This window comes from Nonomuraea sp. NPDC050536, assembly GCF_044457685.1.
Classification (GTDB): Bacteria; Actinomycetota; Actinomycetes; order Streptosporangiales; family Streptosporangiaceae; genus Nonomuraea.
Map to the genome: position 1 here is coordinate 30798 of NZ_JBITHD010000004.1, position 20921 is coordinate 51718.

Annotated in this window: 25 protein-coding genes; 8 read left to right on the forward strand and 17 right to left on the reverse strand. The window is 72.2% G+C overall.

Translation table 11 applies throughout. From position 1 onward, the window contains the following. Positions 1–15 precede the first annotated feature (15 nt). On the reverse strand, positions 16–471 hold the full coding sequence (locus ACIBHX_RS13190) for a carboxymuconolactone decarboxylase family protein (protein WP_397067130.1): 456 nt from the start codon (positions 469–471) through the stop codon (positions 16–18). A gap of 180 nt (positions 472–651) precedes the next feature. Here ACIBHX_RS13190 and ACIBHX_RS13195 point away from each other — a divergent pair, with 180 nt between their 5' ends. Next, complete coding sequence (locus ACIBHX_RS13195; RefSeq protein ID WP_397067132.1) at positions 652–3090, forward strand: tetratricopeptide repeat protein; 2439 nt, start codon at positions 652–654, stop codon at positions 3088–3090. Positions 3091–3142: 52 nt separating this feature from the next. Continuing rightward, on the forward strand, positions 3143–3925 hold the full coding sequence (locus ACIBHX_RS13200) for a class I SAM-dependent methyltransferase (RefSeq protein ID WP_397067134.1): 783 nt from the start codon (positions 3143–3145) through the stop codon (positions 3923–3925). Between the two features lie 241 nt (positions 3926–4166). Here the strand turns inward: ACIBHX_RS13200 and ACIBHX_RS13205 are convergent, their stop codons facing one another. After that, a complete protein-coding gene (locus ACIBHX_RS13205; protein ID WP_397067136.1) occupies positions 4167–4463 on the reverse strand; it encodes a hypothetical protein in 297 nt (98 codons plus the stop codon). On the opposite strand from ACIBHX_RS13205, the gene ACIBHX_RS13210 reads away from it, so the two are divergent. Together ACIBHX_RS13210 and ACIBHX_RS13215 are read left to right on the forward strand one after the other, a co-directional pair. Then, positions 4435–5319, forward strand: a complete 885-nt coding sequence (locus tag ACIBHX_RS13210) for a hypothetical protein (protein ID WP_397067138.1) — start codon at positions 4435–4437, stop codon at positions 5317–5319. The two genes, ACIBHX_RS13205 and ACIBHX_RS13210, sit on opposite strands and share 29 nt — an antisense overlap. After that, a complete protein-coding gene (locus ACIBHX_RS13215) occupies positions 5247–5591 on the forward strand; it encodes a protein-arginine deiminase family protein (RefSeq protein WP_397067140.1) in 345 nt (114 codons plus the stop codon). The genes ACIBHX_RS13210 and ACIBHX_RS13215 overlap by 73 nt, the downstream gene beginning before the upstream one ends. Here the strand turns inward: ACIBHX_RS13215 and ACIBHX_RS13220 are convergent. From ACIBHX_RS13220 to ACIBHX_RS13230, 3 genes are all read right to left on the reverse strand, one after another. Then, positions 5513–6031, reverse strand: coding sequence for a pyridoxamine 5'-phosphate oxidase family protein (locus tag ACIBHX_RS13220; protein ID WP_397067141.1), 519 nt, complete (start codon positions 6029–6031; stop codon positions 5513–5515). The two genes, ACIBHX_RS13215 and ACIBHX_RS13220, sit on opposite strands and share 79 nt — an antisense overlap. A gap of 56 nt (positions 6032–6087) precedes the next feature. Beyond that, a complete protein-coding gene (locus ACIBHX_RS13225) occupies positions 6088–7098 on the reverse strand; it encodes an NAD-dependent epimerase/dehydratase family protein (protein WP_397067143.1) in 1011 nt (336 codons plus the stop codon). A gap of 150 nt (positions 7099–7248) precedes the next feature. Continuing rightward, entirely contained in the window at positions 7249–7788 is a 540-nt protein-coding gene (locus ACIBHX_RS13230) for a class I SAM-dependent methyltransferase (protein ID WP_397067145.1), read from the reverse strand. Between the two features lie 71 nt (positions 7789–7859). Between ACIBHX_RS13230 and ACIBHX_RS13235 the strand changes: the two genes are divergently transcribed. Beyond that, positions 7860–8735: a LysR family transcriptional regulator gene (locus ACIBHX_RS13235; protein ID WP_397067147.1), complete on the forward strand. Its 876-nt coding sequence runs from the start codon at positions 7860–7862 to the stop codon at positions 8733–8735. Here ACIBHX_RS13235 and ACIBHX_RS13240 read toward each other — a convergent pair. After that, on the reverse strand, positions 8720–9667 hold the full coding sequence (locus tag ACIBHX_RS13240) for a helix-turn-helix transcriptional regulator (RefSeq protein WP_397067149.1): 948 nt from the start codon (positions 9665–9667) through the stop codon (positions 8720–8722). The two genes, ACIBHX_RS13235 and ACIBHX_RS13240, sit on opposite strands and share 16 nt — an antisense overlap. A gap of 84 nt (positions 9668–9751) precedes the next feature. Here ACIBHX_RS13240 and ACIBHX_RS13245 point away from each other — a divergent pair, with 84 nt between their 5' ends. Beyond that, positions 9752–10159, forward strand: a complete 408-nt coding sequence (locus ACIBHX_RS13245; RefSeq protein WP_397067150.1) for a VOC family protein — start codon at positions 9752–9754, stop codon at positions 10157–10159. On the opposite strand, the gene ACIBHX_RS13250 is transcribed toward ACIBHX_RS13245, so the two are convergent. The 4 genes from ACIBHX_RS13250 to ACIBHX_RS13265 all read right to left on the reverse strand — a co-directional run bounded on the left by ACIBHX_RS13250 (position 10160) and on the right by ACIBHX_RS13265 (position 12665). Next, entirely contained in the window at positions 10160–10321 is a 162-nt protein-coding gene (locus ACIBHX_RS13250; RefSeq protein WP_397067152.1) for a hypothetical protein, read from the reverse strand. It abuts the gene before it with no gap. 154 nt (positions 10322–10475) lie between these two features. Further along, the gene (locus ACIBHX_RS13255) at positions 10476–10907 is read right to left on the reverse strand and encodes an acyl-CoA thioesterase (protein ID WP_397067153.1); all 432 of its coding nucleotides are present in this window, start codon (positions 10905–10907) and stop codon (positions 10476–10478) included. 4 nt (positions 10908–10911) lie between these two features. Then, positions 10912–11544, reverse strand: coding sequence for a TetR/AcrR family transcriptional regulator (locus tag ACIBHX_RS13260; RefSeq protein ID WP_397067154.1), 633 nt, complete (start codon positions 11542–11544; stop codon positions 10912–10914). 5 nt (positions 11545–11549) lie between these two features. Then, on the reverse strand, positions 11550–12665 hold the full coding sequence (locus ACIBHX_RS13265; protein ID WP_397067156.1) for an MFS transporter: 1116 nt from the start codon (positions 12663–12665) through the stop codon (positions 11550–11552). A gap of 43 nt (positions 12666–12708) precedes the next feature. Between ACIBHX_RS13265 and ACIBHX_RS13270 the strand changes: the two genes are divergently transcribed. Next, positions 12709–13074: a MerR family transcriptional regulator gene (locus ACIBHX_RS13270; RefSeq protein WP_397067158.1), complete on the forward strand. Its 366-nt coding sequence runs from the start codon at positions 12709–12711 to the stop codon at positions 13072–13074. Here the strand turns inward: ACIBHX_RS13270 and ACIBHX_RS13275 are convergent. The 3 genes from ACIBHX_RS13275 to ACIBHX_RS13285 are packed head-to-tail and all read right to left on the reverse strand — an operon-like array spanning position 13038 to position 15771. Continuing rightward, on the reverse strand, positions 13038–14165 hold the full coding sequence (locus ACIBHX_RS13275) for an MFS transporter (RefSeq protein WP_397067160.1): 1128 nt from the start codon (positions 14163–14165) through the stop codon (positions 13038–13040). The genes ACIBHX_RS13270 and ACIBHX_RS13275 overlap by 37 nt on opposite strands. A gap of 46 nt (positions 14166–14211) precedes the next feature. Then, on the reverse strand, positions 14212–14793 hold the full coding sequence (locus ACIBHX_RS13280) for a TetR/AcrR family transcriptional regulator (RefSeq protein ID WP_397067162.1): 582 nt from the start codon (positions 14791–14793) through the stop codon (positions 14212–14214). A 33-nt stretch (positions 14794–14826) separates the two neighbouring features. Beyond that, entirely contained in the window at positions 14827–15771 is a 945-nt protein-coding gene (locus tag ACIBHX_RS13285) for an Lrp/AsnC family transcriptional regulator (protein ID WP_397067163.1), read from the reverse strand. A 94-nt stretch (positions 15772–15865) separates the two neighbouring features. Here ACIBHX_RS13285 and ACIBHX_RS13290 point away from each other — a divergent pair, with 94 nt between their 5' ends. Further along, positions 15866–17188, forward strand: coding sequence for an MFS transporter (locus tag ACIBHX_RS13290; protein WP_397067814.1), 1323 nt, complete (start codon positions 15866–15868; stop codon positions 17186–17188). A 282-nt stretch (positions 17189–17470) separates the two neighbouring features. Here ACIBHX_RS13290 and ACIBHX_RS13295 read toward each other — a convergent pair whose 3' ends face one another. From ACIBHX_RS13295 to ACIBHX_RS13310, 4 genes are read right to left on the reverse strand one after another with little or no spacing between them, the layout of a single operon-like run. Beyond that, on the reverse strand, positions 17471–18670 hold the full coding sequence (locus tag ACIBHX_RS13295) for an ABC transporter permease (RefSeq protein WP_397067165.1): 1200 nt from the start codon (positions 18668–18670) through the stop codon (positions 17471–17473). Continuing rightward, the gene (locus tag ACIBHX_RS13300) at positions 18663–19319 is read right to left on the reverse strand and encodes an ABC transporter ATP-binding protein (protein ID WP_397067167.1); all 657 of its coding nucleotides are present in this window, start codon (positions 19317–19319) and stop codon (positions 18663–18665) included. The genes ACIBHX_RS13295 and ACIBHX_RS13300 overlap by 8 nt, the downstream gene beginning before the upstream one ends. Then, complete coding sequence (locus ACIBHX_RS13305) at positions 19316–20383, reverse strand: efflux RND transporter periplasmic adaptor subunit (RefSeq protein WP_397067168.1); 1068 nt, start codon at positions 20381–20383, stop codon at positions 19316–19318. The genes ACIBHX_RS13300 and ACIBHX_RS13305 overlap by 4 nt, the downstream gene beginning before the upstream one ends. Further along, a complete protein-coding gene (locus tag ACIBHX_RS13310; protein WP_397067170.1) occupies positions 20383–20844 on the reverse strand; it encodes a hypothetical protein in 462 nt (153 codons plus the stop codon). The genes ACIBHX_RS13305 and ACIBHX_RS13310 overlap by 1 nt, the downstream gene beginning before the upstream one ends. Positions 20845–20921 lie beyond the last annotated feature (77 nt).

Here is a 20921-nt window from a genome sequence, read left to right on the forward strand (position 1 = left end):
GCGGCGAAGCGAGCCTTATCCCCAGGCACCGGCGATCTGCCGGGTCGTGGCGTTGAGCCGGTTGAACATGTTGGTGACGCCGATCATCAGGACGATCGCCGCCAGCTGCTTCTCGTCGAAGTAGGTGGCGGCCGTGTCCCAGACCTCATCGCTCACCGCGTCGGCGCGGTCTGCCAGCCGCGTCGCGGCCTCGGCCAGCGCGAGCGCCGCCCGCTCCTCCTCGGTGAAGTACGGGGTCTCCCGCCAGGCGGCGACCGTGGCCAGCCGCTCGTCGCTCACTCCGGCCTTACGGGCCGTCTTGGCGCCACCGTCGACGCAGGCACTGCAGCCGTTGATCTGGCTGACCCGCAGATGCACCAGCTCCAGCGTCTGCCCGTCCACCCCACCGGAGTGCACGGCCTTGAAGATCGCCTGGATGGGCTCCATCGCGTCGGACAGGATGACGGCGGGGTTCTGCATACGAGACTTCATCTGGGGTTCTCTCCTCTTCCGGTTCGGCGCCCCGGTCCATCGGGGCGTGACTCCATAACAGCCGAGTGGCCTTACGATGACGACGGCGGTGGGACACCGTGGGACAGCTGGAACAGCCTTGAACAGTGGCGAAGCGGTTCGGGAAGTTTCCGCCGGGGCGGGACAGGGAGGCGGGGAACGGTGGTTGTGCGGAAGGCCGACCCACAGGACGAGCTGGCCGCCCGGCTGCGCCTGCTCCAGGAGGTGTCCGGGCGCGGCGTTCGGGCGCTCGCGCGGGACGCGGGTCTCAGCTCGTCGTCGCTGTCGCGCTACCTCGGCGGCCAGACGGTGCCGCCCTGGCCCGCGGTGATCGCTCTCTGCCGCCTCGTCAAGCGCGACCCCCGTCCGCTGCGGCCCTTGTGGGAACGAGCCTCGAACCCGCTGCCGGCGCCTCCGAAGACCAGCCGCCAAGGCCAGCCCCCGCCCCGCAACGATCTGCCGCGCGACGTGCCCGATTTCACCGGACGCGAGGCCCAGCTCGCCGCCGTACTCGCCGCGGTGGACAGCAGCCGGGTGGTCGCCGTCGACGGCATGGCGGGCGTCGGCAAGACCTGTCTGGCGGTGCACGCCGCGCACCGGCTCGCCGCCGACTACCCGGACGCCCAGCTCTACGTGGACCTGCACGGGTTCACCGAGGGGCGGGAGCCGCTCGATCCCGACCCCGCGCTGCGGATGTTGCTCGCCGCACTCGACGTCCCCTCCGAGAAGGTCCCGCAGGAGGGGGTCGAGCAGCTGGCCGCCTGCTGGCGGTCGGAACTGGCCCGCCGGCGGGCCGTCGTGGTCCTCGACAACGCCGCCGACGCCGACCAGGTACGCCCGCTGCTGCCCGGCGCCGGCCCCTCCGTAGCCCTGATCACCAGCCGCAATCGGATGCTGGGCCTGGACGAGGTGCCCCCGGTGTCGCTGGGCGTGCTGACCCCGCAGGAGAGCGCGGAGCTGCTGGCGCGCGCCAGCGGCGACCCCAGCGGCCCCGACGGTCGGCTGGCCCGCGACCCGGAGTCCGCGGCCGAGGTGCTGCGGCTGTGCGGTCATCTGCCGCTGGCCCTGCGGCTGGCCGCGGCCCGGCTGCGGCACCGGCCGGGCTGGACCGTGGGCATCCTCGTCGAGCGCATGGCGGAGGGCGCGAACGAGTTCGACACCGCGTTCGCCATGTCCGTACGGCAACTGGACTGGGCGCAGCGCCGCCTGTTCCGGTTACTGGGCCTGCTGCTCGGGTCGTCCTTCGACGAGTACGTGGCCGCGGCGCTGGCGGACGTACCGCTGCGCAGCGCCCGGGCGATGCTCGAGGACCTGCTCGACGCGCACCTCGTCCAGCAGCCGACGGCCGGCCGCTACCGGCTGCACGACCTGGTGCACCAGCACGCGCGCCGGGCCGCCGCGGAGCAGGACTCACCGGCGGAGCGGGAGCAGGCGCTGGGCCGGGTGCTCGACTACTACGTGCACGCGGCGGCCGCCGCCGACGCCGCGATGCCGTTCCTGGGCCCCAGCCGGGCCGCCTCCGCGGGCCGGCCCCCGGCCGATCTGCCACAGTTCACCGACAAGAGCGCGGCCTTCGCCTGGTTCGTTACGGAGTACCCGAACCTGATGGCCGCCTTCGAGGCGGCGGTCGCCGCCGGAGCCGACGCGCACGTGTGCGAGCTGCCGCGCTTCATGCGGGCGTTCTTCGCGCGGCGTTGCGGAACGACGCATCTCAACGTCCTCTTCGAGCGGTCGTTGGTCGCCGCGCAGCGCCTGGGCGATCCGCTGCAGCTGGCCGAGGCGCACAGCGACCTGGGCTTCGCCCGGTACAACGCGGGCCGGATGGCGGAGGCCGGCGCCGCGTACGAGGCGGCGGCACCGCTGGTGTCCCAGGCCGGGGACGCCCTGTCCGCGGCCGAGCTGACCATGCGCCGCGCCTACCTGAGGTGGGACGAGGGCCATGTCGAGGAGCCGCTCGACCTCTTCCGGCTGGCGGGGAAGCTGTACGAGGACGCCGGCTGCCCGATGGGCACGGCCCATGCGACCGCCTGCGAGGCCTGGGGGATGCTGCAGCTGGGACACCGCGAGGAGGCGGCGCGGCTGGCCCGCAAGGCGCTGGCCATCCCGCACACCGACCCCACGTGGCCGCCCACGCTGACGGCCCGGATCACCCTCGGCGTGGCCATCGCCCGCGAGGAACCCGAAGAGGCCGCCGAGCACCTGCATCAGGCGCTGGCGCTGGCCCGCGAGGACGGGCACAAGCACAACGAGGCGTGGTGCCTCAACTGCCTGGGCGTCGCGCTGCGGCAGATGGGCCGGTACGAGGAGGCGCTGGCCAGCCATCGGGAGGCGTTCGCGCTGCTGGACGAGCTGTTCGAGGAACACTGGAAGATCCATTTCCTCAACGGCTACGGCGAGACCTGCCGCCTGGCGGGCCTGCCCGAGGAAGCCCTGCGGCTGCACCGGCAGGCGCTGGAGCTGGCCCCGAAGCTGGGGTACCGGTACGCGGAGGCGCTGGCCCACGAGGGGATCGCGGCCGTACTCGACGAGACGGATCCACCTGCAGCCGCCGACCACCGCGCAGCGGGTCAGACCATCCTCCAGGAACTTAAACCAGGATGACGACCCTTCAAAAGCAGTTGTGTGCGGTGGTGGTGGGTTTGCATGATCGAGTATGGATGTGACACGCGAGCTGCTTGCCTACTACGAGCTGGACATGGAGGACGCCCGGATCCGGGAGGGCCGCGGTAGGTGGGAGTTCTGGCGGACGCAGGACGTGTTGCGCAGGATGTTGCCGCCGCCGCCCGCGAGGGTGCTGGACGTGGGCGGGGGCACCGGGGTGCACGCCGAGTGGCTGGCCGCCGACGGGTATGAGGTCGAGTTGCTTGATCCGGTTCCGCTGCACGTGGAGCGGGCGGCGCGCCTGGCAGGGGTGACGGCGCGGCTGGGCGATGCGCGGCAGTTGTCGGTCCCGGACGAGAGCGCGGACGCGGTCCTGCTGCTCGGCCCGCTCTACCACCTCGCCGAGCGGGCCGATCGGGTGCGCGCGCTGGCGGAGGCGCGGCGTGCCGTACGGCAGGGCGGACTGGTCGCCACGGCGACCATCAACCGCTACGCGGCCGTGCACGACATGGTCTACCTGGGGCTCTACCAGGACGAGCGGCAGCGCGAGGCGGGGCACGCGGCCCTGAGGGACGGGATCATGATGTCTCCCAGGCGGGGGTTCACCGCCTACTTCCACGATCCGGGCGAGGTGCCGGGAGAGTTCGCGGACGCCGGGTTCGCCCCGGTCGAGCAGTACGGCGTGGAGGGCGCGTTCTGGCTGTACGGAGATGTGAACGACTGGCTTGACGACCCCGAACGCAGGGAGCTCATGCTCGAGGCGCAGCGCTCGCTGGAGTCCGTGCCGTCGCTCCTGGGCGTCAGCGGCCACCTGCTCACCGTCAGCCGACGTTAGAGAGGCCGAAGACCCCTGGGTCGAAACTCATCACCCGTCTCGTGACATTTGCATCTGTTTGCTCCGAGCCCTCGAGTGGAGGATCAGTCCGCGTAACCCCACCTCAAGGGAGCATTCATCACCATCTCACCCGTGATCTAGTCGAACGCGATCAGCAAGGTGGGCGGGCGCAACCGCATCGACGCCATCCGCATATCTCGCGACGCCGGCTGGCTCTAGCGGGAGGTACGACTCCCGCCGGTCAGCGGTCGGACAGGATGTGGTCGAGTTGTTTACCGACGAGGCGTAGGTGCCCGCTCGGGTCATCGGCCGTCGGGACGTAGGCGGCTTTGAAGGCGAGCCCGTCGATCAGCGCGCACAGCCGCTCTACGTGATCATCGCGATCTCGGACCTGGGCGGCGTCCACGATGCGCCGAACCAGACTCCTGGGGCCCGAGAGCAGCTGCTCGGCCAGCGGTCGTAGGCTGCGGTTGGCAGCGGTCGCGACCGGCTTGGCCTTGGTCGGCGGGGTGTCGGGCTGGACGGGGGTCGCACCCACCCCGGATCTGCGGGCCGATGTCGACAGGGACGGCCGGGTCGAGCTCAGCGGGCCTGGCGACGAGGTGGGGGAAGAGGTGTGGACCCAGAACCGGGGTGCGATCTTCCTGCCCAACCTCGACGACAGCGAGCATCGGTGCACGGTCGGTCCCGCCGAGTTGGATGAGCCCGGGGTCCGGGTCGATCGTCGGCTGGCCGCCTGCAACGACGCCGCCGATTCCCGGGTGAACGGACAAGCCGATACCTCGGATCTCGCCCCGATGCGGGTGCGCCCGATGCCCGGGCTCAGCGACGCCGCCGGCGGGCGGCTGAGCGTCGATGCGGCCGCGGCGGCCAAGGTGCGGGTGTTCGCCCGGCACGGGGACGGGTTCCGGCCGGTTCTGCCCGAGGGGGAGGGGCGGCTGACGGTGGCCGAGCTGCGCGCCGGCGTGGAGCTCGCTCTGGAAGGACGCGACGTCGTCCGCGACCCCGCCCTCTGGAACGGCCTGGTCACGGTGAGGCTGACGGTGACCGACCACGGCCGGAGCGGGCAGGACCAGATCCAGCTGAGGGAGGCGCCCCTTTTGCTGCAGAACGACCTGCAGCCTGCCACCCGCGTGTTCGCGGGCCGGCCGGGAAAGGGGCCCGGCTGGCCCACGGACGGGAGCCTGCCTCCCCTGACGCCCGGCTTCCCGGCCGAGTGGTCGCGCTTCGCCGGGTCGCTGCGCCGGGCCGCACGGGCGGCCGGGGGTTCAGTCTCGCTGGGGTTCACCGCGGGCACCGCCGGATCGTGGAAAGACGTGTGGTGTTCGCCAAGAACGATCAGCTGCCGCTGCTTCGCGCCTACAGTCCCGACATTCCCAACGGGCTCTCGCTGACCGAGCGGGAGTTCGCCGTGCCCGACCCGCACGGGCCGGTGGTGGCCGGGCGGGACCTGTTCCGGCAGGTGACCGAGCGGGCACTGGCCGCCCACCAGGTGCGGGTGCGCTGGGTGGAGGACTACTCCTGGGCACACGCCGGCGGTGGCGAGGTGCACTGCACGACCAACGCCTGGAGGGCGACCGAGCCTGTTCAGGCGAATCGCCAGCGGGTCGCTCCGTACGGTTCGGCCGTGGCGATGCCGAACGCGACGCGCATCGAGAAGCGATAGACGTGCCATGGCGCCGGGCCAGCGGTGGGTGCGCTGTACGGTGCCGTGATCGTGTCGCCCTCGCCGGTCGCGGGCCAGCCGTTCTCGGCGTAGAGGGCGGCCACGCCCCGCACGGTGGCGGCGTCGGTGACCCGGTGCGCGGTGCCCTCGAGGTTCAGGTCGAGACCGTCGAGCCTGACGGAGATCGTGCAGTTCGGATCGGCCTGCAGATTGCGGGTCTTGCGGGCGCCGGGGCCGCTGGTGAAATGCAGGGCGCCGTCGTACCAGATGGCGCCGACCCCTGCGGCGTGCGGCCGGCCGTCAGGCCGTACGGTGCCGAGGAACCAGGTGATGTCCTCCCCCGACGAAGTGGCGAGCAAGAAGTGGGCGCGGTCCCACGGCAACGTGTCGTGGTCGTAGCGGTCGAGGTTGGTGACCTCGACGGGCGGGTGATCGGTCATGGGAACCCTCCGGGAGGTGTGCGGTCATGGAGGTAGACCGGCCGACGGGCCGAAACTCATCGCGAAGCGCCCGCGAGATAGGCGTCTTCCGCGGCGTAGTCGAAGAAGCCGTCGAAGTATGGATCTCCGGCCGCCGGATCCGCGCCACCGCGGGCGAGGGAGACGAGCCAGTCGAGGCCGGCCGCCACGGTTTCCGCATAGGACCCCGCGGGGCGGTACCCGAGCGCCAGGGCTGCCGACGTGTCCAGGACCACGGGGTGGGGCGAGTCCCACGGCGTCCTGCCGAGCGTGTCGTCCGGGATCAGGACCTCTTCCCAGGAATGCCCGAGGTGACGGGCGATGGTGCGGGTGATGGCGAGGGCGGTGGGCGCGTCAGGGTCGGCACTGTTGAGGACCCGCGAACCGGGGACGTGGGCGACCGTTTCGATGAGCGCGGCGATGTTGGCCGCCGCCGTGGGATGGACGACCCCGGATCCGCCGCCGGCCAGCAGGACCGCGCGGCGGCCGTCGAGGACCCGCTTGACGAGGACCCATTCGCGCGGCCGCGCCGCCCCCACCCCGTGGACGCGCGAGGGGCGCAGGATCGTGATCGGCAGCCCGCTGTCGAGGGCGACCAGTTCGGCGGCGACCTTGTTCGTCCCGTACCCCTCCCGCGAGTCGTAGTCGATGTCGAGCGGCGCCAGCGTCGGCTGCGTCTCCCGGATCGGCCCGTCAAAGCGTGGCGGCACGTCGGAGTTGGCGTGGTTGCCCAGGTCGTCGACGTACACGGCCTTGCTGGAGATCAGCACCGTGGAGGTGGCATCGGCGGCGAGCGGCAGCAACAGCCGGGCGTGGGCCGCGGTGTAGCAGACGCAGTCGACGACCAGGTCCGCCCCCTCGCCCAGGGCCGCCCCGAGCTGTCGCGCGTCGTCCCGCTCGGCCCGCACGAAGCGCACCCCCGCGAGCTCGCCCGGCATCCGCGCGGGATCGCGCCCGGTGACGTCCACCTCCCACCCCGCCGCCAGCAGCCGCGCAGCGGTCGCCCGGCCGATCAGGCCGGTTCCCCCAATGATCAATGCCTTGGACATCCGAGAAAAGTACCTCACCCATCAGCCTGTACGGCCGGCCACCGCCACCGGCCGCCCGCCGCACTTCGGCTGAGGGCCCCAGACCGGCGCTTCCGGCGAGTCGGGGCCGCGCCCCCGCCGCCACGGCGCTCCGTGACCGTGGCACCCCGGCTAATGGTGGGCGACGAGGTGGAAGCCGAGTTCCGACTCGAAATCGCGCACAGACTCGTCCTCTAGGTAGCGATACAGGTAAGGAACCCGGACAAAAGACGCCACGGTGAAGCGGCCGGAGATGGCCTCGAGCATCGACGCCCCCGTGTGGTACTCGCCGTGCTGTTCCCGCCATCTGCCAAGCGAACCCGGCTCCCCGTAGAAGCGATCCGCGATCGCGCCATCGGCACGTTCGTGGGCGAACTCGTCGACGAGCAGGACCCCGCCGGGCGACAGCAGCTCCCGAGCCCGCGACACCGCGAGCTCCAGGCTGTGCACGTGATGCAGCGACAACGAGAAGATCACCGCGTCGAAGGGCGAGTCCTCGTACGAGCAGATGTCCGCCACCCGCACCAGCGGGCTCGCGAGCGAGGGATCGATGTCGATCGCCGTGACGTCGTAGCCGTCCGACAGCAGGCAGGCCGCCAGAGAACCGGTGCCGCAGCCGGCGTCGAGTACGCGGGCGGGCACCGGAGGAAGGTGGGATGCGATGAAGGTCACGCATCCACGCTCGGCCATCACGAGGCATAACCACAACTGCAGGTCAGACAGGGCTGGCATAAGCTGTATGCATGCTTGATGCGTGGACTCTGAAGGTGCTGGTGGAGGTGGGGGAGCGGGGTTCGTTCTCCGCGGCGGCGCAGGCGCTGACCATGACCCAGCCGGCCGTGTCCCGCCAGATCGGCACGCTCGAGCGGAAGCTGGGCGTCGCCCTGTTCCGCCGGGTGCCGCGGGGCATCACGCCGACGGCCGCGGGCGAGGTCGCCATCGACGAGGCCAGGCAGATTCTCGACCGCATCCGTGGGCTGGAAGCGAGGATGAGCGCCTTCGCGGGCCTGAGCGGTGGCCATGTGCGCATCGCGGGCTTCCCGAGCGCGAACACGGCCTTCGTCCCCGAGGCGATCCGCCGCTTCCGCGAGGCGCATCCGGGGATCGAGGTCAGCCTGGTGCTGGCCGGGCCGGAGGCGATCAGGGCGGGCGGGCTGGATCTGGCGCTGGTGACCGACTGGGACGACGTCGGCGCCGGGCTGGAGCTGGTGCCGTTGCTGGAGGAGGAGCACCGGGTGGCGCTGCCGTCGCGGCATCCGCTGGCCCGCCGTACCAGAGTGCCGCTGAGCGAGCTGCGGGACGAGGTCTGGATCGAGGGCGCCCACCCCGACTGCCTGGGCCCGCTGCGTCCGCTGGCCGAGGCGCTGGGCGGGCCGCCGCGCATCGGCTTCACCTGCGACGACTGGAACGGCAAGCAGGCCCTGGTGGCCGGCGGGCTGGGCATCACGATCATGTCGACCCTGGCGATGTCGTCGGTGCGGCCGGACATCACGCTCCGGCCAACGACGCCGGAGCTGCCCCGGCGCCGGGTCATGGCGGCGGTGGCACCGCGCAGGACTCCGGCCGCCGGCGCGATGCTGGAGCTGCTGACCGCGCTCGCGGGTCAGGCCTGGGCGTAGCGGGCGGCCAGCGTGTGCAGGTGCTCGCGCAGCTCCGGCGGGTCGAGGACGGTGAAGGCCACGCCCAGGCTGCCCAGGAACGAGGCCAGGTCGTGCAGGTTCTCGCTGCCCGTCTCCAGCAGGCACGACTGCTCGTCCAGCTCCCGCAGCAGCCCGGCCGCTGGGGGCAGCCGCTCGGCGACCGCCTGGACGGGGCAGTGCAGCCGCACCTTGGCCGGATACCGGTACGCGGTCGACGCCGTGCCGCGCACCACGTGCGTCACCGCGTCGCCCTCCGGCGGCTCCCTCGGCGTGAAGCGGGGACCGTTGGGTGTGCGGAGGCGGATCCTGTCGGCGCGGAAGGTGCGCCAGTCGTCCCTGTCGTTGTCCCAGGCCAGCAGGTACCAGCGCCGCCCGGTGTGGACTAGGCGGTGCGGCTCGGCCCGTCGTGCGCCCGCCGTACCGTCATGGCCCTGGTAGTCGAAGCGCAGGCCCTCGCGGTCGCGGATGGCGGCGGCGATGCCGATGAGGGTGTCCGGTTCCACGGTCGGCGCCCGGCCGGGCACCGTAAGAGTGGCCGTGAGCAGGGCGTCCGTGCGGTGGCGCAGCCGGGACGGCAGCAGCCGGCGCAGCTTGGCCAGGGCGCGCAGCGAGGTCTCCTCGATCCCCGTGACCGTGCCGCTGGCGGCGGCGTGCAGGCTGATGGCCACCGCCACCGCCTCCTCGTCGTCCAGCAGCAGCGGCGGCATCGCGGCGCCGGGGGCGAGCCGGTAGCCGCCGGCCGTGCCCGTCGTGGAGTGGACCTGGTAGCCGAGGATGCGCAGCCGTTCGACGTCGTTGCGCACGGTCCTGGTGGTGACGCCGAGCCGGTCGGCCAGTTCGGCGCCCGACCAGTCGGGGCGGCTCTGCATCAACGACAGCAGCCGCAGCAGGCGGACCGAGGTTTCCAACATTTTCCCAGTCTGCCAGTCCTTGAGGAACCGGAGGTTCCACAAGGCCCCGTAACTTGGGTGACATAACCCCCGAAGGGAGCAGAAATGCTGCGAGGCATCGCCACCGTCGTGTTCACTGCCGAGGACGTCGAGGCCGCCAAGGAGTGGTACACCGAGCTGCTCGGCGTCGAGGCCTACTTCAGCCGGCCCGGACCCGATGGGCGAGCGGCCTACGTCGAGTTCCGCATCGGCGACTACCAGACCGAGCTGGGCCTGCTCGACCGGCGCTTCTCACCCCAGCCGCCGGGCGCCGCGCCCGGCGGCGTGAGCGCGCACTGGGCGGTCGACGACATCGAGGCCACCTTCCAGCGGCTGCTGGCCATGGGCGCCAAGGAGTACGAGCCGATCACCACGCGCGGCGAGGGCTTCGTCACCGCCTCCGTGGTCGACCCGTTCGGCAACGTGCTCGGCATCATGCACAACACGCACTACCTGGCAGTACTGGGCGCGTAGTCAGGCGAGGCGTGCGAGGACCGCGGGCAGGTCGTCGCCGCCTTCGCCGATGGCGGCGTTGAGCGCGAGGGGATCCGTCAGGACCGTGACGTCGGACCGGGCGGGCTCCCCGGCTGCCACCCGGATCTCGCCGCCGACGGCCTCGACCGCCCAGACCATCATCGAGTTGTTCTACGCGGGCGGCCCCGACATCGAGGCCGCGCTGCGCAAGGCGGAGAGCCTGGGCGGCACCCGGGTGATGGGCCGGTGCGCTCGCCCGGCACCGAACTGGTGGTCGCCCACTTCACCGACCCCGAGGGCAACCTGGTGGGCCTGGCTAGCCAGGCGTAGTCACGGGCCGCATCAGCGGCACGGCCGCCTCGCGGATCCCGTCGCTGAAGGGCGCGGGGCGCAGCGTGGCGGGATCGAGGTTGACGTTGACCCGGTGGCCGTCGGCGTGGGTGGTGGTCCGGTCGGCGGACATGACGCGGAAGCCGTACACACCGCTGGTGGTGCCCATGCGATCCAGCCAGAACTCCACCAGCACCTCGCCCGCGCCGACGATCGGAGCGTGATAGGTGATCTTGAACTCGCGCACGGCCAGGTAGACGTCGGGGAAGACGGAGACCGCCGGGTCGAAGTGCCAGCCCTGCTCGGTCCAGAAGGCCGAGATGGCCCGCTCGACCAGCAGCGCGTAGCGCGAGTTGTGCAGCAGGCCCATCGCGTCCAGGTCGTCGAAGTGCACCTGGACGGGCCGGATCTGGGTCACGTGTTCAGTCCTCCGGGAGGAGATTCGGGTTCGTCGACAGCGCGCGCAGGCGCTGCAGTACGGCACGGCGGGAGTGGACGAAGGCGAGTTCCTGGTTGACCAGCCGGGAGCAGGTGACGGCCGCCTCGCCCAGGGCGTCGATCTCGAAGGCCAACTGGGCCGGGTCAACCGAGTGGTCCAGCTCCCCGAGCCTGACGGCCCGCTCGACCTGGGCACGCAGGTAGTCCAGCCAGAAGGTCACGGCCTGGGACAGGTGCTCCTTGACCGGGCCGGGCCGGTCGTCGAACTCCACCTGGGCGGCGAAGAAGAAGCAGCCGCCGGGCAGCACCCGGTCGGTGTAGAAACGCAGGCGGGCCTCGTGCAGGGCGAACAGCCGCCGCACGCCGGGGGCGGCGGCACGCGCGGGCACGACGACGCGCTCGCGCCACTGCCGCGACGCCCAGTCGATCGCGTCCAGCTGCAGATGCTGCTTGTCCGTCCAGTGCGCGAAAAATCCGGACTTGCTGACTCCGGTGGCGGCCGCCAGCCGCCCCAGCGTGAGCCCTTCGAGCCCGTCCACCGAGGCCAGCGACACCGCCTGATCGAGGATCGCCTCCCGGCTGCGCTGCCCGCGGACCTTCCGCCCGTCTGTGGTCATGCCTCTCAGGCTATATGAACGATCGGTCGTTTAGATACTCGGGTGGCCAGACCGACCGCCACCAGCACGAGCGGCAGCGCCGTCCACGGCAACGCCCCGGCTCCCGCGCCGTCCAGCACGAGCCCGCCCAGGAACGACCCGCCCGCGATGCCCGCGTTGTAGACGGTGGTCTGCATCGAGGTGGCCACGTCCGCGTTCTCCGGGCCCGAGGCCTCCACCAGCGAGGCCTGCAGCAGCGTGGGCGCGCCGCCGAAGGCCGTTCCCCACATCGCCACGGCCACCAGCGGCGCGGCCCCGGCCAGCCCCAGCGCCAGCATCGCCACAGCGATCAGTGCGAGCGCGCCCAGCAGTAGCGCCCGCAGGTACCGGTCCACGAAGGCGCCCGTGAGCACCACCCCCGCCACCGTGGCGACCCCGAAGACGAGCAGGACCAGCCCGGTGTCGCCCCGGGAGAACGGCGCGACATAGGTGTACACCGCCTGGTGGCCGAGCAGCAGGAACGCGGTCGCGGTCAGCACCGTGCGGATCCCCGGCAGCGCCGCCACCTCACGCAGTGGAGCCCGCGACGCCGCCGGCTCGCCCGGCAGGTCGGGCACCGCCCAGCGGACCCAGCCCACCAGCAGCACGGCCACGGCCGACAGCGCGGCGAAAGCCGTACGCCAGCCCAGGACGCCCGCCAGCGCGGTACCGGCGGGGATGCCGAAGCACAGCGCGACCGTGATGCCCGCCGAGACGATCGCGATGGCTCGGCCGCGGCGCTCGGCCGGCACCATCCTGGCCGCGTAGCCGACGAGCATGGCCCACATCGTGCCGCCCATCGCGCCGGCCAGCAGCCGGGCGGCGAAGGTGAGCGGGTAGGAGTCCGAGATCGCGGTCACCGCGTTGAACAAAGCGAACCCCGCCAGCACCGCCATCAGCAGCGGCCGCCGCCGCAACCCGCGCACCAGCGCGGTCACCGGGATCGCCGCCGCGAAGGACGCCAGCGCGTAGGCCGTCACCAGGAACCCGACCTGGGCCTGCGACACTCGCAGGGAGGCGCTCAACTGGGGGAGCAGCCCGGCGGGCAGCAGTTCGGTCATCACGGCGATGAAGGCGGCGGTGAACAGGGCGAACAGCTTCATGAGCGCTATGCTGAAACCTTCACATCAGTGTGAGGGCAAACGGATGAGGATCGGCGAGCTGTCGCGGCGCACCGGGGTGCCGCCCCGGATGCTGCGCTACTACGAGGAGCAGGATCTGCTGCGCCCCGAGCGGTCCGTCAACGGCTACCGCTCCTACGGCGAGGACATGGTCCACCGCGTGCGGCAGATCCGCGGCCTGCTCGACTCCGGCCTCACCACCGAGATCATCAGGAGGATCCTGCCGTTCCTCGACGGCATGCTCGTCCACCCCGACTGCGTGACACCCGAGGTCACCGCGATGCTGAACGGCGAGGCGGAGCGGCTCACGCAGCGCATCGACTGCCTGAGCCGCAACCGCGACGCCATCCTGGCCTATCTGGCGGCCATCTCCGGGCGCCGCCCCGCGTAGCTCAGGGCCGCGCCCGCGATGGTCACCGCGGCCGCCACCAGGTACAGGCCGCGCCCGCCTTCGATGACCTGCCCGCCGAGCCAGCCGGCGAAGGCGGCGGCCAACTGGTAGGCCGAGGCGTTGACCGCCATCGCCAGCGTCGGCGCGTCGGCGGCGGCGCCCAGCACGCGGGCCTGCATGCCGGGCACGACGGCGAATCCCAGCGCACCGAGCACGAACACCATGACCGCGGTGGCCACCGTGCTGCCGCTCACCAGCCAGGTCAGAACCAGCGCCGCGGCGAGTACGGCGAGCAGCCCGACCTGCGCGGCCACCGGCGCCCGGTCCGACAGCCGGCCACCCACCAGGTTGCCTGCCGTGGCGCCCACGCCGTACACCAGCAGCAGCACCGCGACCGCGCCGGCGGCGAAACCGGTGACGCTCGTCAGCAGCGGCGCCAGGTAGGTGAAGACCATCAGCAGGCCGGCGTTGCCCACGGCGGTGACGGCGATCGCGAGCTGGACGTCCCTGCGGCGGAACACGCGCAACTCGGCCACCGCCGAGGTCGAGGCGTGCGCGACGTCGGGCACGAAGCGCAGCACAAGCAGCAGCCCGGCCGCCCCGCACGCCACGATCGCCCAGAACGTGGCCCGCCAGCCGAACCCGGTGCCGATGAACGTGCCGATCGGCGCGCCCAGGATCATCGCCAGGTTCATGCCGAAGACGAGCTTGGAGACGGTCGAGGCCTGCTTGTCCGGCGGCGCGGACGAGGCGGCGATCACGATGGCGTTGGCGAAGAACGTCGAGGTCACCAGTGCGGTCACCACCCGCGCGGCGAACAGCACCGCGTACCCGGGGGCCAGCGCCGAGGCCAGGTTGCCCGCCACGGCGACCGCCAGCAGGACCACGATCAGCGGTTTGCGCGGGAAGCGGGCGGTGACCGCGGTCAGCGTGGGGCCGCCGACGATCATCCCGATCGCGTAGGCGGTGACGAGCAGCCCGGCCGCCGGCACGGATACCCCGAGATCCTGGGATATGTCAGGCAGGATCCCGGCGATGACGAACTCGCCGGTGGTGATGCCGAAGACGCACAGCATGAGCGAGGGGAGCATCGAACTCCTAGTTGTTTATCAACCAGTACAAAACAAGGGCAGCCCTTTACAGGGAGGCGAGCGCGCCGTCGACCACGTCGAGCAGGGCCTGCCGGTCGTCGGTGACCTTGGCCAGCACGCGCAGGCCGTAGTAGGTGCTCTGCAACGTCCGCGCCACCTGCAGCGGAGGCCGGCCCGCGGCCAGCTCGCCGGTGCTCTGCCCGACCGTCACCAGATGGCACAGCGCCTGCTCCAGATCGTCGAACTGCCGCCGGACCAGCGCCTTCACCTCCCCGGTACGGCCGGCCTGCTCGGTGGCGGCGTTGAGCGCCAGGCAGCCGCGCCGGTCCGGATCGGCCAGGTCGGCCTCGATGACGCCGAGCATGAGGTCGCGGATGCGCAGGCGGACCGATGATCCGGGTTCGGACAGCATGTCCAGCTGGCGCTCGGCCCAGGTGGCGGCGTAGCGCCGTACCGCCTCCTCGTACAGGCGGCGCTTGCTGCCGAAGGCGTTGTAGAGGCTGCCGCGGCCCAGGCCCGTGCGCCGGCACAGGTCCTCGGTGCTGGTCGCCTCGTAGCCCTTCTCCCAGAACAGCGTCATCGCCGCCTCGATCGCGGCCTGCTCGTCGAACTCCCTGGGCCTTGCCATGCGGCAGACGCTAGCCGGTTCTGTACAGATCGGTCAAGAACTGCCCTTGAGGGTGCGGAGGATGGGCGCCGTCTCGATGCCGGTGATCGAGGGCAGCGCCAGCCGGGTGGTCAGGTACCGGTGCAGTGCCTGCGGGCTCGGCGACAGCGCCGTGGCCAGTAGGTTCGTCGGCCCCGTCGTCGCCGCCACGATGGCCAGCTCGCGGTGGGCCGCCAGGGTGGTGGCCACCTCGTCCAGGTGCGCGGGCATCACCGACATCCATAGCAGTGCCGACGCCGTGACACCGAGCAGCCGGTCGTCGATCCCGACGTCGAAGAAGAGCGCGCCCTTCCCGCGCAGTTCCTCCAGGCGTCTGCCCACGGTCGCGGCCGACCAACCGGTCGCCGCGGCCAGCGCGGTCAGGCTCGCGCGCCCGTCCTGGCGCAGCGCGTCCGCCATCCGTCGGTCCCGCTCGCTCCAGGCCACCTCTCCCTGATCGACCTCGAGCGCGAGAGCCCGCTGCTGGGCCTCGGTGAGGGCGTCGAGGTGGCCGCGCCAGGCGGTGGGCCCGCCGAGGTAGGTGTGCAGCAGGTAGTGCGCGGAGACCTTGGTGACGCTGGTCGTGCGGGGGATGTCGCGCAGCAGCAGGCCGTGGGAGTCGGGGCCGCCCGGCGCGGTCTGGATGATGGCGGCGATCTCGGTGCCGCCCGAGGTGAGCCGCACCCACGAGGTGTCGGGACGGCGGGCCAGCGCGCGGGCGATGTCCTGCGCGGCGGCCGCGGTGGCGGTCAGCCGGACGATCCACTGCTGGCGTCCGGCGCTGTACGGCTCGGCCAGGCCCGTCACGCGCAGCCCCGCCTCGGCGGTCAGCCGCCGGTAGCGGCGCACCGCGGTCTGGGTGGAGACGCCGAGCACCTGGGCGATGCGGCTGAACGGCGCGCGGGCGTCCAGGTGGAGCGCGTGGAGCAAACCGCGATCCACATCGTCCAGCACGGTCATTTTCGCCATGCTACCGGTACTCGATGGCAGATATCGCGAGGCAGTAGGTGATCGTTGGAATAGGTGCCTGCCCGTCTTCCACCCTGAGGAGGTGATGGTTTCCAAGAAGTGGGCGGCGCTGGCCGCCCTGTTGACCGCCGAGGCCCTGGACGTGCTGAACACCACGATCGTCCAGGTGGCCGGCCCCTCGATCCACGCCTCGCTGGGCGGGGCCACCTCCGACATCCAGTGGTTCGGCACCGCCTACACCCTGCCGTTCGCCCTGCTGCTGATCACTGGTGGCCGCCTGGGCGACATCTTCGGCCGCAGGCGGGTGTTCCGCGCCGGGGTGACGGTGTTCCTGCTGGCGGCGCTGGCCTGCGCGTTCTCTCCGTCGGTGGGACTGCTGATCGGGCTGCGCGCGGTGCAGGGCGCGGCGGCCGCGCTGACGATCCCGCAGACGATCGGGCTGATCAAGGCCATGTTCCGCGGGCCCGAGATGTCCAGGGCGCTGGGCTGCATCGGTCCGGTGATGGGCTTGGCCGCGGTGTGCGGGCCGGTACTTGGCGGGGTGCTCACCCACGGCTCGTCGTGGCGGGCGGCGTTCCTGGTCAACGTCCCACTGTGCGTGGCCGTGCTGGCGCTGTCGAGACTGCTGGTGGAGGACAAGGCGCCGCAGCGGCCACGGATCGACCTGCCGGGCACGGCGCTGGCCATGGGCGGCATCGGCCTGGTCGTCTACCCGCTGATCACGCTGTCGAGCTGGGTCCTGTTGATCGCGGGGGCCGTCCTACTCGGCGGCTTCGCGCTGCGGCAGCGCAGGCACCCGGTGGTCGAGCCGGAGCTGCTGGCCCGGCGCGGCCTTCCTACAGCGCTGGTCACCTCGACGCTGTTCTTCTCCGTGACGACCGGGCTGGCGCTGGTGGTCACCCTGCACCTGCAGTTCGACCTCGGCTACGACGTGCTCGCCGCCGGGCTCGGCCTGCTGCCCTGGTCCGTGGGGCTCGGGGTGGCCTCGTGGGTGGCGGGCTCGCGGCTCGTGCCGCGCTTCGGGCATCGGGTGATGTACGGCGGGCTGGCCGTCGTGCTGGCGGGCATCGCGGCCGGGGCGTGGTGGCTGCCCGCCGGGCTGGGCGTCATCGGGGTCGGCGCCGGGCTGTTCACGCCCGGGTTCTTCACCGGCGCGCTGAGCCAGGTCGAGCCGCAGGAGACAGGCTCGGCCGCCGGGCTGCTCAACGCGGTGCAGCAGCTCGGCGGCACGCTCGGGGTGGCCGTCCTGGGCAGCCTCTACCTCGCCTCCGGCTTCGGCGCCGCACTCGCGGCAGCCGCCGCCGTCATCGCCGTGACGCTCAGCACCATCCCTCGACCAGCAGGCACCCCCCGTCGCCCAGAACCGAGCCTCCCTACCGGAACCGCAGGGCGGCCACCGTCGGCTTGACCCCAGTCCCGCCCCCACCTCAAGATCCCGTACGGCGAGCACCCTCCTCCTACGGCGGGCACGCTGCCGGTGCGGCGGGGACTCTCCCGCGCCGGGGTCGGCGAGAAGGTGTACGGCGGTCGTCCGGCGCTTGTACGGCGAGCAAGCCAAGACCGGGGTGCCCGGATGACGAAGCGCCGTATCGGCGAGCAAGCGGCCCCGACTCGCCGGAAGCGCCGCGCGCGGGCCCGCAACCGGAGTGCGGCGGGCGGCCGTTGGCGGCGGCCCGCCGTACAACAGAAGTCACCCCCGCAGAGCCTCGGTGGGGGAGAGGCGAGACGCGCGGATGGCCGGGTAGAGCCCGGCCAGCGCGCCAATCGCGAGGGTGGCGCCGAGCCCGCCGCCCACGGCCCACACCGGCAGCACGATGGGCCAGCCCTGGTAGGAGGCATACCCGGCGGTGACCGCGGCGCCCAGCAGCACGCCGCCCGCGCCGCCGAGGGCCGACAGCAGCAGCGACTCCGCCAGGAACTGGGTGCGGATCTGGCCGCGGGTGGCCCCGAGGGAGCGGCGCAGTCCGATCTCCGCGCGCCGCTCGAGCACCGAGATGACCATCGTGTTGGCCACCCCCACCCCTCCCACCAGCAGCGCCACCACGCCGAGTCCGAGCAGCAGCCCGGTGAAGGCGGCCCCGGCGGCCTGCTTGGCGGCCAGCGCGTCGGAGGGCCTGGAGACCTGCACCTCGTTGGGCGCCTGCGGGTTGGCGGTCGAGCCGAGCACCTCGCGCACCGCCGTCACGCGGGTGTCGTCCGAGCGCGTGTAGACCATGGTCGCGTGCCCGTCGAAGCCGAGCACGGAGGCCGCCGCCGGCCAGCCGATCAGGGCGGCGCTGTCCAGCTCGGGCGCCAGCGGCGCGGCCTCGAGGACGCCGACCACGGTGAACCAGACGCCGCCCACCAGCACCTGCGTGTCGGGTCCCGCGTGACCGATGCCCAGGCGTTGGGCGGCGGCCGCCCCGAGCACGACCGCCGGGTAGCTGCCGGTGGCGTCGTTGAGCCAGGAGCCGTCGTGCAGGCGGGCCCCGGTGGCGGCCGGCAGGTTGACCCGCGCGGCGTAGGCGGAGATGCCGTTGGTCTCGATGACCGGGATCTTGGCGTTGCGGTAGACCTTGGCCTTCGGCAGGCGCCCGATCGCCGACACGGTCCGCACGCCGGAGATCCGCCCGATCATGGGTTCGGCCTCCGTCGGCAGCTGGGCCTGCTCGCCGGTCAGCGTCGTGCCGGGCGCGACGGTCAGCAGGTTGGTGCCCAGCGAGGCGAGCGTCCTGTCCAGCTCCGCCCCCGAGGAGGAGGAGATGCCGACGACCGCCACCATGGCGGCGATGCCGATCGCGATGCCCAGCGCCGACAGGAACGCCCGCATCGGCCGGGTGCGCATCCCGGTCGCGCCCACCTTGACCACGTCGCCGGGCCCGAGCCTGGCCGGGCGCAGCACGTCAGCCATGGTCGGTCACCTGGCCGTCGCGCATGCGCACCTGGCGGGGCAGCGCCGCGGCGATCTCCCGGTCGTGCGTGATGATCACGACCGTGGTGCCCGCGGCGTGCAGCTTGCGCAGCAGGTCCATCACGCCGGCGCCCGAGGCCGAGTCCAGCGCGCCGGTGGGCTCGTCGGCCAGCAGCAGCGGGGGGTCACCGGCGACGGCGCGGGCGATCGCTACCCGCTGGCGTTCGCCGCCGGACAGCTGGTGCGGCCGGTGGTCGATGCGGTGGCCCAGGCCGACGCGTTCGAGCGCGTCGGCGGCGCGGCACCGCCGTTCTCTGGGGCGCAGCCCGGTGTAGAGGAGGCCGTCGGCGACGTTGTCGAGGGCCTTGACGCCGGCGGCCAGGTGGAAGTGCTGGAAGACGAAGCCGATCCGGGTGGCACGCAGCGCCGACAGCCGCGAGTCCGACAGCCTGGCCACGTCGTGGCCGTCGATGTGGACGCTGCCCGAGGTGGGCCGGTCGAGCGTGCCGAGCACGTTCAGCATGGTCGACTTGCCCGACCCGGAGGGGCCGACGATGGCCACCAGTTCGCCCCTGTCGATGGTGAGCGAGACGCCGTCCAGCGCGGTGACGCCTGGGTAGACCTTGGTGACGTGCTTGAGCGAGATCATGCCGGCACCCCCACCTGGGTGCCCTCGCTGATCCCGGCGCCGGACACCTCGACCTGGCCGGAGGCGAACAGCCCGGTCTTCACGGGCACGTACCGCGAGGTGCCGGCGCTGACCACTTCCACGCCGAACCCGCCGCCGGGCAGGCTGACCAGCGCGGCGACCGGCACGGTGAGCACGCCCCTGCGGCGTTCGGCGGTGAAGGCGACCTGCACCGAGGCCAGCACGTAGGCGCCGGCCGCCTTCTGAGCCTTCCTGCCGGTGAGCGCCACCTCCACCTCGACCTTGGTCGTCGGGTCGTCGCCCGGGTTGGTGCCCGGATGGATGAGGGTGGTGACGTCGTGGATACGGCCGGCGACCGCGCTGTCGTCGGGCAGCGTGACCGAGACCTTGCCGCCCTTGCGGGCCAGGCGCTGGTCGATGGTGTCCAGCTCCACGGTGACGGCCTTGGTGGTGCCGGTGAAGGTGAGCACCTTCTGGCCGGGCGCGGTCGGGTCGCCCTGGCCCGTGTGCAGGCTGTCGACGCGGACCGGGCCGGGCGCGAACACCACCCGGCCCAGCTCGACCGTGCCCGTCTGGTCCAGGTCCAGGTCGTCCTGCCACTGCTCGACGGCGTCGGCAGTGGCCTGGGTGTAGTCGTCGTCGACGGTGAAGCCGTCGTAGCCGAGCGCCTTCAGGTTGCGTTCCAGCTGCTCGACGTCCGGACCCTGGCTGCCGACCCGCAGCGTCCGGTAGGCGGGCACCTTGCCGTACAGCAGGGTGACGGGCTTGCCGTCCACCTCGTACAGCGGCTTGCCGCGGCCGACCCGGTCGCCGGTCTCGGGCAGCTTGGTGAGCGTGCCGGGCAGGCGGCTGGTGGCGGTCGTGGTGGCGCCGTAGCCGAGCCTGCCGTCGACGCTCTTGGCGTCGGTCAGCGTCCGGCGCGACACCGTGGCGGTCTTGGGCGGCAGGTGGCCTGCCTTCTGCTCGCCGGAGGCGTTGCCGCCACGCAGTCCGAGCGTGGCGGCGGTGGCCCCGGCGGCGGCCAGGGTCACGAGGGCGACGGCCGCGATCTTGCCACGGCCCATCAGTTGCCCCCGGTCAGTACGCTCTGGCACTTTTCCTGAGCGGTCTTGAAGTCGGGGTCCTCGGCGACCTGGCCGGAGATCATGACGCCCTTCTGGCCCGGCTGCGGGTCGGGGAAGGCCTCCACGCCGTTCTGACGCATGCACGCGGCGAACTTGCGCTGCTTCTCCTCCGACTTGGCCGCGTCGGCGGGCGACTGGTCGTTCATCGGGCTGTACTGCCGGCAGGCCTCCATAGCCTTGTCGACGGTCTCCTTCGGGGTCTTGCCGTCGAGCTTGAGCTGGATGCCCTTGCCGGGCTGCGGGTCGTCCATCTGGACGCCGTGCTCGCGCATGCACTGGGCGTACTTGACGCCCTTGTCCTCGGCGCTGGGGCTGGTCTTCGGCGCGGCGTTGCCGGCGGCGCAGCCGGTCAGGGCGAGAGCGACGATCAGCGGCAGGGCCGCGAGAATTCTGCGTGTCATGGGGCCCGATCGAACGCCAGAGCGCGTTTCCGCGCCGTTTCCGCCTGCCCTTACGGGGAGGAAACAGGGCGATCGGC